General features: G+C 61.1%; 15 protein-coding genes. 9 read left to right on the forward strand and 6 right to left on the reverse strand.

Annotation, left to right across the window (positions count from 1 at the left end; all coding sequences use genetic code 11):
• Positions 1-260: 260 nt before the first annotated feature.
• On the reverse strand, positions 261-848 hold the full coding sequence (locus tag AB9K34_RS22205; RefSeq protein ID WP_369956805.1) for a biotin transporter BioY: 588 nt from the start codon (positions 846-848) through the stop codon (positions 261-263).
• A 183-nt stretch (positions 849-1,031) separates the two neighbouring features.
• Here AB9K34_RS22205 and AB9K34_RS22210 point away from each other — a divergent pair, with 183 nt between their 5' ends.
• Positions 1,032-1,292: a DUF6455 family protein gene (locus AB9K34_RS22210; RefSeq protein WP_369956806.1), complete on the forward strand. Its 261-nt coding sequence runs from the start codon at positions 1,032-1,034 to the stop codon at positions 1,290-1,292.
• 5 nt (positions 1,293-1,297) lie between these two features.
• Here the strand turns inward: AB9K34_RS22210 and AB9K34_RS22215 are convergent, their stop codons facing one another.
• Entirely contained in the window at positions 1,298-1,711 is a 414-nt protein-coding gene (locus AB9K34_RS22215) for a DUF6314 family protein (protein ID WP_369956807.1), read from the reverse strand.
• Between the two features lie 120 nt (positions 1,712-1,831).
• Between AB9K34_RS22215 and purB the strand changes: the two genes are divergently transcribed.
• From purB to AB9K34_RS22245, 6 genes are all read left to right on the forward strand, one after another.
• A complete protein-coding gene (purB, locus tag AB9K34_RS22220; protein ID WP_369956808.1) occupies positions 1,832-3,136 on the forward strand; it encodes an adenylosuccinate lyase in 1,305 nt (434 codons plus the stop codon).
• 253 nt (positions 3,137-3,389) lie between these two features.
• Complete coding sequence (locus tag AB9K34_RS22225; protein ID WP_369956810.1) at positions 3,390-3,548, forward strand: carbohydrate-binding module family 14 protein; 159 nt, start codon at positions 3,390-3,392, stop codon at positions 3,546-3,548.
• A gap of 87 nt (positions 3,549-3,635) precedes the next feature.
• A complete protein-coding gene (locus AB9K34_RS22230; RefSeq protein WP_369956811.1) occupies positions 3,636-4,175 on the forward strand; it encodes a tetratricopeptide repeat protein in 540 nt (179 codons plus the stop codon).
• 76 nt (positions 4,176-4,251) lie between these two features.
• A complete protein-coding gene (locus AB9K34_RS22235; RefSeq protein ID WP_369956812.1) occupies positions 4,252-5,340 on the forward strand; it encodes a flagellar motor switch protein FliG in 1,089 nt (362 codons plus the stop codon).
• A 193-nt stretch (positions 5,341-5,533) separates the two neighbouring features.
• The gene (locus tag AB9K34_RS22240) at positions 5,534-6,403 is read left to right on the forward strand and encodes a DMT family transporter (protein ID WP_369956814.1); all 870 of its coding nucleotides are present in this window, start codon (positions 5,534-5,536) and stop codon (positions 6,401-6,403) included.
• A gap of 9 nt (positions 6,404-6,412) precedes the next feature.
• Positions 6,413-7,303 carry a lysophospholipid acyltransferase family protein gene (locus AB9K34_RS22245; protein WP_369956815.1) on the forward strand — a complete coding sequence of 297 codons (891 nt, stop codon included), beginning with the start codon at positions 6,413-6,415 and terminating at the stop codon, positions 7,301-7,303.
• A gap of 68 nt (positions 7,304-7,371) precedes the next feature.
• Here the strand turns inward: AB9K34_RS22245 and AB9K34_RS22250 are convergent, their stop codons facing one another.
• Entirely contained in the window at positions 7,372-8,073 is a 702-nt protein-coding gene (locus AB9K34_RS22250) for a DUF1223 domain-containing protein (RefSeq protein WP_369956816.1), read from the reverse strand.
• 234 nt (positions 8,074-8,307) lie between these two features.
• Between AB9K34_RS22250 and acnA the strand changes: the two genes are divergently transcribed.
• Together acnA and AB9K34_RS22260 are read left to right on the forward strand one after the other, a co-directional pair.
• Positions 8,308-11,082 (forward strand): aconitate hydratase AcnA, encoded by a 2,775-nt coding sequence (gene acnA, locus AB9K34_RS22255; protein ID WP_369956817.1) that lies wholly within the window; start codon positions 8,308-8,310, stop codon positions 11,080-11,082.
• 66 nt (positions 11,083-11,148) lie between these two features.
• Entirely contained in the window at positions 11,149-11,487 is a 339-nt protein-coding gene (locus AB9K34_RS22260; RefSeq protein WP_369956818.1) for an SDR family oxidoreductase, read from the forward strand.
• 74 nt (positions 11,488-11,561) lie between these two features.
• Here the strand turns inward: AB9K34_RS22260 and AB9K34_RS22265 are convergent, their stop codons facing one another.
• The 3 genes from AB9K34_RS22265 to AB9K34_RS22275 are packed head-to-tail and all read right to left on the reverse strand — an operon-like array spanning position 11,562 to position 13,031.
• Positions 11,562-12,110: a DsbE family thiol:disulfide interchange protein gene (locus AB9K34_RS22265; protein ID WP_369956819.1), complete on the reverse strand. Its 549-nt coding sequence runs from the start codon at positions 12,108-12,110 to the stop codon at positions 11,562-11,564.
• Complete coding sequence (ccmD, locus tag AB9K34_RS22270) at positions 12,103-12,261, reverse strand: heme exporter protein CcmD (protein WP_369956820.1); 159 nt, start codon at positions 12,259-12,261, stop codon at positions 12,103-12,105. Before ccmD ends, AB9K34_RS22265 begins: the two co-directional genes overlap by 8 nt.
• Positions 12,258-13,031 (reverse strand): heme ABC transporter permease, encoded by a 774-nt coding sequence (locus AB9K34_RS22275; RefSeq protein WP_369956821.1) that lies wholly within the window; start codon positions 13,029-13,031, stop codon positions 12,258-12,260. Before AB9K34_RS22275 ends, ccmD begins: the two co-directional genes overlap by 4 nt.
• Positions 13,032-13,074 lie beyond the last annotated feature (43 nt).

Here is a 13,074-nt window from a genome sequence, read left to right on the forward strand (position 1 = left end):
CGTGACGGGATGTGCAGGTTCGGGTCCGCAAATGCTCAATGCAGCGCGACGATTGGTTTCGTCGATTGATACAAAATCGCTGCTTTTGAAACTTTGTTTCCTGAACTCAAATCAAATCCGCCGCAACCATCTTGCGGTGACAAGGCTTGACATTGAGGCTTTCGACCCTTCGCCGACAGTATCTGTTTTGGACAAGTCACAAAAAAGGCCCCGGAGAGGAAACTCCGGGGCCGTTGTTCGGCAAGTTGTAACACCGTGGATCAGTGACGCACGGAGCCCACGAGTTTCCAGAGCGCCGGCACAAGCACGGCGGCCAGCGCCAGCTTGATCGCATCACCAACCAGGAACGGGGTCAGGCCCCACTCGAGGATCGGTTTATCCCAGCCATAGAGATGGCCGAGCCAGGCGAGGCCCGGAATGTAGATCAGCGCATTGCCGATCAGCAGCGCCAGGGCCATCGTCCCGAAGGACCGGTCCCAGCCACGCGCGGCCAGCGCGCCAAGCGCCAGAGTCGCAAGCACGTAGCCCACGAGATAGCCGCCGGTGCCGCCCATCATGTATGTGAGACCCGCCGTTTCGGCAGAAGAGCCGGCGAACACGTCGAAACCGAGCGCGCCCACAAGCAGATAACCGAGGATCGTAACCAGCCCGAGCCGTGCGCCGTATGCGGCACCGATGGAGAGCACGGCAAACGTGCCCATGGTGATCGGAACGGGCCACATCGGCACCTTGATCTTGGCGGCCAACGCCAGGGCAAGAATCCCCGCGAGCACGAGAACAGCCTGTTTCAGACGCAGCGCGGTGCCGGATTTCGGCCCGATGGCTTGGGTGAGGACGGCTTGGGTCATTTGCAATATCCTGTGTTGTGGTCGATCTGACCCCTTTGATGCCGCAGATGCTGCACTGCAACAAGCAGATTTTGCCCCTGCAGAACCCTTGCGGTTGATTCAGGTCAATTCGCTGCCGGCAAGATCATGCGACAATCGCAAGGATAGTGCAGGCCCGCCTGCACCACGACAAGGACAAAGATCATGGGTATTCTCTCGAAACTCGGCATGAGCACCGATCTTGTGAATGGCATGGCCGAACGCCTGCGCGCGGGAATTCCGGACCTCATTGCCCGGGACCCGCAGCGCTATGCACCGATGATGCGCACAATGGCGATCAGGTGCAGCGGCTGCTCCGCCCAGGCCAATTGCCGCAGTCTGCAAGCCCGCAGCTCTCGGTTGGATGCCGCTCCGATGTACTGTGTCAACAAAACCGCGCTGGATGCGCTGCGCCGACGCAGGTAACAGGGTCAGCGGTCAATCCTGCGATAGATACTCTCCATGCGATAGGATTTTTGCGGCCCTGACACATGCCATGTCACGCGAAATTCCGTCCATGACACAAACGCGTAAACACCGTCATACTGATCGGGTGCGCACCAATGCGCGGTCTCGCCCCCAAAGGGGGGAACATCGTGAAAAAATCGGCCATCGTCGAAATGGACCGCCAATTCCGGCCGCCAGAGATACCGGCGCGTTGCCGTGACCGGTTTGCCGTCGCCAATACGCAACGCCCCGGTTTCCTCTTGCATCTGGCCCTCTCCATCCTCGCTCCACACCGCGTGCCCGTCAAGACGCGCGCGCGTGCCGTCCGCGTGTTCGATCACGCGCTGCAAGCTCCATCGGCCGGTAAAATCCCGCAGGCTGCGCGCCCGTTCACGCATGGCGGATCATCGGATTCTGGGCAAACCGTCCCATCTTGTCTCTCCCGGCTTGTCGCCACTGCACCACCGGTTTAAGAGGCGGCGCAAGTCTCGCACAATCACAAAAAGGTGCCGCTGCCAATGATCCCCCGCTATTCCCGCCCTGATATGGTCGCCATCTGGAGCCCGGAAACCAAATTCCGCATCTGGTACGAAATCGAGGCCCATGCCTGTGACGCGCAGGCCGATCTCGGGGTGATCCCGCGTGAAAACGCGGAAGCGGTCTGGAAAGCCAGGGATGTCGAGTTCGACGTTGCCCGCATCGACGAGATCGAGGCCGTCACCAAGCACGATGTCATTGCCTTTCTCACGCATCTGGCCGAGATCATCGGCAATGACGAGGCCCGCTTCGTTCATCAGGGCATGACCAGTTCGGACGTGCTCGACACCACCTTCAACGTACAGCTGGTACGCGCCGCCGATATCCTCATCGAAGACATGAAGGGACTGCTCGCCGCGCTCAAGCGCCGCGCGCTCGAACACAAGGACACGGTGCGCATCGGCCGCAGCCACGGCATTCATGCCGAACCCACGACGATGGGTCTGACCTTTGCCCGGTTCTACGCCGAGATGGACCGCAACATGACCCGCCTGAAGACCGCGCGAAAGGAGATTGCGACCGGCGCGATCTCCGGCGCGGTCGGCACCTTTGCCAATATCGATCCGGCGGTCGAAGAGCATGTCTGCGCCAAGATGGGGCTCGAACCCGAACCCATCAGCACCCAGGTCATTCCGCGCGACCGCCACGCCGCGTTTTTCGCTGCGCTTGGCGTTGTCGGCAGTTCGATCGAGAACATCGCCATCGAGATCCGCCACATGCAGCGCACCGAGGTTCTGGAAGCCGAGGAGTTTTTCTCCAAGGGTCAGAAAGGCAGCAGCGCAATGCCGCACAAGCGCAACCCGGTGCTGACCGAGAACCTGACCGGTCTGGCGCGCCTTGTGCGTATGGCTGTGATCCCGGCAATGGAAAACGTCGCGCTCTGGCACGAGCGTGACATCAGCCATTCTTCGGTCGAGCGCAATATCGGTCCGGACACCACGATCACGCTGGATTTCGCGCTCGCGCGTCTGACCCAGGTGGTGGACAAGCTGGTGATCTATCCCGACAACATGCTGGCCAACATGAACAAATTCCGTGGCCTCGTGATGAGCCAGCGGGTTCTGCTGGCGCTGACACAGGCAGGCGTCTCGCGCGAGGATTCCTACAAGCTGGTGCAGCGGAACGCGATGAAGGTCTGGGAACAAGGCAAGGATTTCAAGACCGAACTGCTCAACGATGCGGACGTGCTCAAGGCGCTGTCGCCCGAAGAGATCGAAGAGAAATTCGATCTCGGATATCACACCAAGCACGTGGACACGATTTTCGCGCGCGTCTTCAAGGACTAAAGCGTTTCGCGATTAACTTGAAACATCTGGCATCACTTAACGCGTTGAAATCTTTGATTTCAGGCAGCGTTGGGTGATTCAGGTTTATCGCGAAATGCCACGGGATTGCTGCGCCGCAGCGCATTCAGACACGGCCCGGATTGGCTCGGTTGTGCCAGTCCGGGCCCTTTTCGTTTTGAGAAACCACGATAGCGCGCTACACTCTGCCGCGAATGCCCAAGATCGATGCTCGGAACCTGACTGGAGATCATTCATGACCCTCAAGATTGTCGCAGCAACTCTGGTGCTTGTCACCCTGCCCGCCCTGTCCTTCGCGATGTGCTCGGATCGCAAACACCAGGCGCAATCCTGCGCTCCCGGCACGACATGGGATGCCGTCTCTGAAAGTTGCGTCGCGCAGATCAACAGTTGATCACACGCGACAGCGAAATCGCGCGTGTAGAACCGGGCTTTCCGCGTGGTCTTGGTTCGCGCACCCGAAAAAGCGGTTGAGCAGACCATGTTGACTCCGAAGATACGCGTTCTTTTTTCCTTGCTGGTTGCGATCCCGGGGCTGGCCTTTGGTGCCAGTGACGATGCGCCACCGAAACCGACCAACACGACCAAATCCTGCAAAGGCGTTCAGGTCTGGGATCCGGCGACGCAGAAATGCGTCGCCCCCGACAATGCCTCGCTGGACAGCGATGCGCTGTATGACGCCGCGCGCGAGCTTGCCTATGCCGGTCGCTATGGGGATGCACAGGGTGTGTTGAGTGCGATGCGCGATCAATCGGATGATCGTGTGCTGACCTATTGGGGTTTTACCCATCGCAAGATGGGCAACACCGACTTGGCCAATGTATTCTATGCGCGCGCGATCGAGCGTAACCCGGACAATATTCTGGCCCGCTCCTACATGGGACAGGGCCTTGTCGAGGAAGGACGGACAGACGAGGCCATCGCACAATGGCGCGAGATCACCGCGCGCGCAGGCACCGGCAGTTGGGCCGAGGTGTCCCTGCGCGACGCGATCCGAACCGGCATGACCTATAACTACTGATTTTCAGGCTTTGTTTACGGCTTGTGCCCTAGTCTGACCCGGTTCACGGATCAGGTCATGAAGGCGCGGCCAGAGCATGCAGCAACTCACACAGGTTTCCAGGCTGCCGATGGCGGCGACAGGCACGGACACCCCGCAGGCGGAGGCGTCGGCCCCGGCCAGCAGACTGAATTCCAAGGCAAAGGCGGCGATCGTCGTGCGCCTGCTGCTGAATGAGGGGGCGGATCTCCCGCTTGAGGATTTGCCCGACGAGTTGCAGGCGCGGCTGATTCAGCAGATGGGTTCGATGGGTCTGGTCGACCGGACCACCCTGTTTTCGGTGGTCGAGGAATTCGCCGGGGTTCTGGATGGTGTCGGACTGTCCTTTCCCAAGGGGCTGGCCGAAGCGATCTCGGCCATGGACGGAAAAATCAGCCCGCAGACGGCAGCACGGTTGCGCAAGGAAGCGGGAGTGCGACAGGCGGGCGATCCTTGGGCGCGTCTCAGGGCGCTTCCCATCCAGGATCTGGTTCGAATGGCGCAGGCCGAGTGTATCGAGGTCGCTGCCGTGCTGCTGTCGAAACTCGACACGGCCAAGGCGGCGGAATTGCTTGGCGCGCTGCCCGGCCCACTGGCACGACGTATCACCTATGCAGTGTCGCAAACCGGCGAGGTCACGCCCGACGCCGTAGACAGGATCGGCCTGTCGCTCGCCTCGCAACTCGACCACAAGGCCCCCGTTGCCTTCGATGACGCGCCGGGTGCGCGGATCGGAGCCATTCTCAACCAGTCCGCCGCCACAACCCGCGACGACATGCTGACGGGCCTCGACGAAACCGATCAGGAATTCGCCAGCACGGTGCGCAAATCGATCTTCATCTTTGCCCACATCCCCGATCGTGTGCGGCCTCGCGACGTGCCCGCTTTGGTCCGCGCAGTGGAACAGGATGTGCTTGTGACCGCTCTTGCTGCCGCAACCGATGAAGACACCCAACGCTCCGCCGAATTCCTGCTCGGAAACATGCCGAGCCGGCTCGCGGACAGTGTGCGCGAAGAGGTCGAAGAAAAGGGCAAGGTCAAGGCGCGAGATGGCGAAGCCGCCATGACCGAGGTGATCGCGGCGATCCGGGCGCAGGAGCAGTCGGGCGATCTGCAACTGATCGTTCCCGACGAGGCAGAGGAATAGCCGCACTCGACGACGCGCCCCGATCCATATCCCGTCCGACACGCCGGAAAACAGGTGCGACCGCCAAGCGCCATTTCAGGTGTCCGGACCTGCGCAGCTTCCGATCCCGGCCCCGCCCGCACGATGGACAGTGCTGAACATATCAACTATCACGTTGCTATGACGTCCGCGTAATTCCAGGCAAGGCGCAATGATGAGCGACATCACTCTGCACGATACGCGCGGGCGGGCCATCCTGCTCATGATAACGGCGATTTTCTGTTTCACGCTGATGGACGCCTCGGCCAAGGCGCTTGCGCCACGCATCGGCATCCTGCCCACCGTCTGGGCACGCTACGCCGGCCAGATGGCGCTGGTGCTTGTTCTGGTCGCCCCGCGTTTGCGCAGCGTCGTCCGCACGAGTCATCCGGTGCTCCAGTTCCTGCGCTCCATCCTGTTGATGAGCGCCACAGCATTCTTTTTCACCGGCATCAGCATGATTCCCCTGTCGGACGCTGCCGCGCTCATGGCGCTGAACCCGGTCCTGATCACGCTCGGCGCCGCCCTGTTCCTATCCGAACCGCTGGGGCTGCGGCGGATCGGCGGCATCATCGTCGCATTGATCGGGGCGCTGATCATCATTCGACCCGGGAGCGCGGTGTTCTCGCTTTCCGCATTACTGCCGCTCGCCGCCGCCGCCTGTTATTCGGCCTATTCGCTGCTGACGCGACGCCTTGGTCCGGACGAAGATGTCTGGACCTCGCTGTTTTACACGGGGCTGGTCGGAACCGTTTTGCTGACGCTTGCCGTTCCCTTTGTCTGGCAAACCCCTGACCTGATCGCCTGGGGGCTGATCGGGGCCATCACGCTTGCCGGCACCGTGGGTCAACTCGCGCTGATCCGCGCGTTCAGCCAGGGCGAAGCAAGCATGCTCGCGCCCTATTCCTATACCGGACTGGTTTTTGCGGCCGCTTGGGGGGCGCTCTTCTTTGCCGAGCTGCCCGACAGCTGGACCATCCTGGGTGCCCTTGTGATCGCCGGCGCAGGTCTGTATGTCTGGCACCGCGAGACCTTTCGCCGCTGAGAGTCCCGAATGCCGGCAGAATTTTCTGAACTTTCCCGCTTCGAGCGTATCAAATATTACACGGCGAACCTGTTTCTGCGCGCCCTTATCGGCGGGTTCAAACTGCTTCCTTACAGGATGCGGATCCCGGCGATGGGCTGGCTGGTCGCGCATGTGATGGCACCGCTGGCCGGTTTCAACCGCCGGGTGCGCGACAACCTCAACCTGACCTGCCCCGAGCTTGACGAAGCCGAAGTGCAGCGCCTGTGCCGCGCGGTGTGCGACAATGCCGGGCGCTCGCTCATCGAATTCTATTCCGGCCAGGAATTTATCGATCGTGCCCGCTCTGCGGAAATCGGCGGCCCCGGTCTTGCCGCCTTGCAGGAGGCGCGCGACGCGGGACGGCCCGTCATCCTTATGACCGGGCATTTCGGCAATTACGACGCGGCCCGCGCCAAGCTGATTTCGCTGGGTTTTGGCATGGGCGGGCTTTACCGGCGCATGGCCAACCCGTATTTCAACGAGCATTATCGCAAGATGCTCGCCACCATCGGCACCCCGATGTTCGAACAGGGGCGCCGCGGCATGATCGAGATGGTGCGCCATCTGAAACAGGGCGGGATCATCGCGATTGTCGGAGACCTGCACGTACAGGAAGGCATTGAACTCGATTTCTTTGGCCAACCGGCGATCACGTCGACGGTGCCCGCAGAGCTTGCGATCAAACAGGATGCGGCATTGATCACCGCCTACGCGATCCGCCAGCCGGATGGGCTCAACTTCCGGATCGAGATGCATGAGCCCATTGCCCATTCCGATCCAGCGACCATGACGCAGCAACTCAACGACGATCTCGAAGCGGTGGTGCGTCGACATATGGACCAGTGGTTCTGGATACACCGGCGCTGGAAGCCGGCCTGAAACACCAGACGAACCGCCTGCATGGCGTCACACTACGCCCAGATGTCCCGTGGTGATCGCAGGCGGCTCTAATCGATCGCCGCCGCCGCGACGATTTCACCTTGTCCCGCATATTGCAGCAAGATGACGGCCGGAAGTTCGCCGGTCAGTTCGGTGTCCTGCCGGTAGGGTGCGCGGCCGTCCCACTCTCCCACGACCGACCAGTCTTCGACCACATTGGCGTAATCCAGTTCATTGCCTGCGTTTTCACCTCTGGTGATCCTCGCCGTTCGAAGGGGAGAATACCGCACGAGTTGTACGGTCATCGGAGCTGCAAGCGATTGCGCGACAGGCACAGCGTGTATCGACAACCGTGATCCCTCGCGTGTCGCCGACAGTTCGACGACCGGCTTGCGCGATTTTTCGCGCTCGATGATCCCGATGACTTCCCCGGCGCGGGCACCGACCACATCATCGACCCCGTTGATGATCATTTGCGGCGTATAGACCATGTCACGCCCGCCGACATCGGCGTAGCGGCGCTGACGCTTGGAGTTTTTCGCAAGCGCATATTCGTCCTTCCAGCCGATGTAATCCCAATAGTCCACATGCAAGGCCAGTGCGATCACGTCGTCCCGGTCCGCCAGTTGATGCAGGATGGCGTCGGCGGGCGGACAGGACGCACATCCCTGAGACGTGAACAATTCCACGACGACGCTGCGATCCTGCGCGATGAGAACCGTGGACGTGGTGGCGCAGATGGCGAGCGTTGCAGCGGCAAGCAATTTCATGTGAAGCGATTTCCCTGATCTGTGCACGGGTCTAACCATGTCGGCGCAGATTTGCCAATCAAGGTTTCTTGACGAATCTGCAATGCATGGCTCGCGTCAATGTGACTCGGAGCCGTCTGCCGGCGTATCCGCGGCGGAGAACATGCCGGTGAACGCTATTGATCCCGCGCCGCTCCTGATGCAGACAAATGTGAGCCAATTCCGCAATCCACGACTCTTAGAGGGAGGCCGCAGATGCCCATCACCGTTGGACAGGACACAGCCAAGGCACGCAAGTCACTGAGCGTCAATGGCAAGACCATTTCCTATTATTCGATCCCGGCAGCCACCGAGGCCGGGCTGGGTGATTTCGCCAACCTGCCCGCAGCGTTGAAGGTCGTTCTTGAGAACATGTTGCGCTTTGAGGACGGCAAGACCGTCAGCGTGGACGATATCAAGGCGTTTGCCGAGTGGGGCAAGAACCGTGGCAAGAACCCGCGCGAGATCGCCTATCGTCCGGCCCGGGTGCTGATGCAGGATTTCACCGGCGTTCCGGCCGTGGTCGACCTCGCCGCGATGCGTGACGGCATCAAGGCTCTGGGGGGCGACGCACAGAAGATCAACCCGCTCAACCCGGTGGATCTCGTCATCGACCATTCGGTGATGATCGACGAATTCGGCAACCCGCGCGCCTTCCAGATGAATGTCGACCGCGAGTACGAGCGCAACATGGAGCGCTATACCTTCCTGAAATGGGGGCAGACCGCATTCGACAATTTCCGTGTCGTGCCGCCGGGAACGGGAATCTGCCACCAGGTGAACCTCGAATACCTGTCCCAGACCGTCTGGACCGACACCGATCAGGATGGTCAGGAGGTCGCCTATCCCGATACGCTGGTCGGAACCGACAGCCACACCACCATGGTCAACGGCGCGGCGGTCCTGGGCTGGGGCGTTGGCGGTATCGAGGCCGAGGCGGCCATGTTGGGCCAGCCGATCTCGATGCTGATCCCCGAGGTCGTCGGCTTCAGGCTGACCGGCAAGATGATCGAAGGCACCACCGGCACCGACCTGGTGCTCAAGGTGGTGGAAATGCTGCGGGCCAAGGGCGTTGTCGGCAAGTTCGTCGAATTCTATGGCGACGGGCTCGACAACCTGCCGCTGGCGGATCGGGCGACCATCGCCAACATGGCGCCGGAATACGGCGCGACCTGCGGTTTCTTCCCGATCGATGGCGAAACCCTGCGCTATCTGACCAATACGGGACGGGACAAGGACCGCATCGCTCTGGTCGAAACCTATGCCAGGGAAAACGGCATGTGGCGCGATGCGTCCTATGATCCGATCTATACCGACACGCTCGAGCTTGACATGGGCACCATCGTTCCGGCGATTTCGGGACCGAAGCGGCCGCAGGATTACATCGCCCTCGACAACGCCGCGTCGGAGTTCGGCACCTATATCGAAGGTCTGCGCAGCGGCAAGGACGCCTCGGAGAAATCCGAGGTCCGCTGGGAAGGCGAAGGGGGCGCGCCCGAGCCGCTGGACGTGCCCGGCGATACCGGCCATCACAGGAAGGGCTGGTACAAGTCCGGTGACGAGCGCCATCAGTTGCACGACGGGTCGATCGTGATCGCCTCGATCACCTCGTGCACGAACACCTCGAACCCCTATGTGATGATCGGCGCCGGGCTGCTGGCGCGTAAGGCGCGTGAAAAAGGGCTGACCCGCAAACCCTGGGTCAAGACCTCGCTGGCGCCCGGCTCTCAGGTCGTGTCCGCCTATCTGGAGGCAGCGAATCTTCAGGAGGATCTCGACGCCATCGGCTTCAACCTCGTCGGCTATGGATGCACCACCTGCATCGGTAACTCCGGCCCGCTGGAAGAGCCGATCTCGAAGGCGATCAACGATTACGATCTGGTGGCGACCTCGGTTCTCTCGGGCAACCGCAACTTCGAGGGCCGGATCAGCCCGGATGTGCGCGCCAACTATCTGGCCTCGCCGCCGCTGGTCGTGGCCTACGCGCTGGTCGGCGACATGAACGTCGATATCACCAAGGAGCCGCTTGGCCAGGACCAGGACGGCAATGACGTCTATCTCAAGGATATCTGGCCCTCGGCGCAAGAGATTGCCGAACTGGTCGAGCAGACCGTGACCCGTGAAGCATTCCAGTCGAAATATGCCGACGTGTTCAAGGGCGATGAGAAATGGCAGGGTGTGGAGGTCCCGCAGCAGGAAACCTATGACTGGCCTGCAAATTCGACCTATATCCAGAACCCGCCCTATTTCCAGGGCATGTCCAAGGACAAAGGTGTCATCACCAATATCGAGGGTGCCCGCGTGCTGGCTTTGCTGGGTGACATGATCACCACCGACCATATCAGCCCGGCCGGTTCGTTCAAGGAGTCCACGCCCGCTGGCCAATACCTGATCGAACGTCAGGTGCCGGTCCGCGAATTCAACTCCTACGGTTCGCGTCGCGGCAATCACGAGGTCATGATGCGCGGCACCTTTGCCAATATCCGCATCCGGAACGAAATGCTGGACGGTGTCGAAGGCGGCTATACCAAGGGGCCGGATGGCGCGCAGACCTCGATCTATGACGCCGCGATGGACTATCAGGCGCAGGGCACGCCGCTGGTGATATTCGGTGGCGAGCAATACGGGGCCGGATCGTCGCGGGACTGGGCGGCCAAGGGAACCGCACTGCTCGGGGTCAAGGCGGTGATCGCCGAAAGCTTTGAGCGTATCCACCGCTCCAACCTGGTCGGTATGGGCGTGATTCCGTTCGAGTTTACCGACGGCGACACGCGCAAGTCTCTTGGGTTGACCGGTGATGAAACCGTCTCGATCTCGGGTCTCGACACGATCTCTCCGCTCGCGGTCGTGCCCTGCACCATCACCTTCGCGGATGGCTCGACAAAAGAGATCAAGCTCAAGTGCCGGATCGATACGGCGATCGAAATCGAGTATATCGAACATGGCGGCGTGCTGCACTATGTGCTGCGAGACCTCGCCAAGGCCGGTTGACTTGACGCTGAAACCAGAAATCGGGCGTCTCATCCGGCGCCCGTTTTTCCGCCCAAAGGTCCGACGATGAGGCGCGTTGCTCTGGTCACAGGGGCGGCGCGCGGCATCGGTCGTGCCATTGCCGAGGATCTGGGCCACGATCACGCGCTGGCGATCACCCGCCGCAACAGCGATGCATCGGACGTCTTGCGCGAACATCCCGATACGCTTGCGATCAGGACCGATTTTACCGCCCCCGACACCCCGCGCGACGCCGATTTGACGCAGCTCTTCGTGGACCAAACCGCGTTGGGGCGCATTGGCCGCCCCGAAGACGTCGCCAAGGCCGTGCGCTTCTTTGCCTCCGATGCGGCGGATTTCATCACCGGAGAGGTCCTGACCGTCTCGGGTGGCTATCGCCTCTAGAGTGCTTCGCGGTTAATCCGATACATTCAGAACGTCACGCAGTCATTTGAAATTGATTCGTTAAGCAAGGAAAATCAGTCTTGGCGCTTGTTCTGTGCAGCTTCGATTGCCGGTCGCAGGGTCTTGTCGATCACGCGCTGCGTGATCGGTCCGGCGATGCGCAGCAGGATGGTGCCCGTATCGTCGATCAGATAGGTTTCGGGAACGCCGTAAACGCCCCAGTCCAGCGCCATGCGCCCGTCGCGATCCGCGCCGATCCGTTCGTATGGATCGCCAAGCTCGGTCAGGAATGCGATGGCATTGGCCGGTTCATCCTTGTAATTGACGCCGTAGATCGGCAAGCCCTCTGCGGCGAGTGCTTCGAGATTGGGATGCTCCACCCGGCAGGGCGCGCACCAGCTCGCCCAGTAATTGACCAGCTTGATCCCCTCCTGACGCAGGGTGGCATCGTCAAAAGGCACCTTGCCCGGCAATTCGCTGAGCACCACCGGCGGCGCCTGCTGGTCCTTGCGCGCGGATGGCAGCGCCTCGGGATCCTCGCGAAACATCCCGACAGCCGCCAGAAGCGCGAAGCCCGCAAAAATCAGCGGCGGAGCGATCATCAGGGGCGAAATCCTAGCCATTGCGCGATATCCGTTTTTCCAGAGCGGCCATCTCGGCGCGCACCTTGCGTCCACGCCAGATACTGACCAGCACCAGAAGCACCAGCAGCAGCAACGACGCCACGTAGGCCGAGATCACCGTCTCGGCGTATTTTCCCAGATCGGGCATCATGCCCCTACCCTTTCCCGCGCCAGCAACGCCCTGATGCGCCGGGCGCGTATCTCGGTGCCGGTCCGATACAGCAGCAGCGCCACGAACAGCAGGACAAACCCGATGATGCAGAGAAGCAGCGGGTAGAAGAAGACGTTGCTGACCTTTTCCTCGGTATCGGCACCGGTGACGGCCGCCGCGCGCATGATCGACGCCCCCTGATGCAGGCCCTGGTTCCAGAAGTTCACGGCATAGCGCGACAGGATCGCAAAGACCGAACCGACAAGACACAGTACCGATGTCAGGTCAGCCGCCGTATCCGGATTGTCGATGGCTTCCCACAGGGCGATATAACCGAGATAGAACAGGAACAGGATCAGGAACGACGTCAGCCGGGGATCCCATGCCCACCACGTGCCCCACATCGGCTGGCCCCAGATCGCGCCGGTGGCCAGCGCGATCATCGTCATGACAACACCGATCGGAGCCGCCGCCCGCGCGGCCAGCGCGCTCACATGGTGCCGTCGTACCAGCCAGACGAGCGAGGTCACCATCATCATCAGCCAGACGTTGATCGCCATCAGCGCCGAGGGCACGTGCAGGTAGATGATCTTGACGGTCGAGCCTTGCCGATAGTCGTCGGGTGTAAGGAAAAATCCCCAGATCAGTCCCACGACGAGGCAGAGGATGGCCGCGCTCCAGAAATAGGGCTGAACCCGTTCCGACGTGGTCAGGAACTTTTTCGGATTGGCGTATTCCCAGAGGGCATTGGCTTTGGTTGCGATTGACATGATGCCTATCTAGTCCGAGTCGGTGCGCATCTCAATTGACAAT

This window comes from Sedimentitalea sp. XS_ASV28, assembly GCF_041224545.1.
Taxonomy (GTDB): Bacteria; Pseudomonadota; Alphaproteobacteria; order Rhodobacterales; family Rhodobacteraceae; genus Sedimentitalea.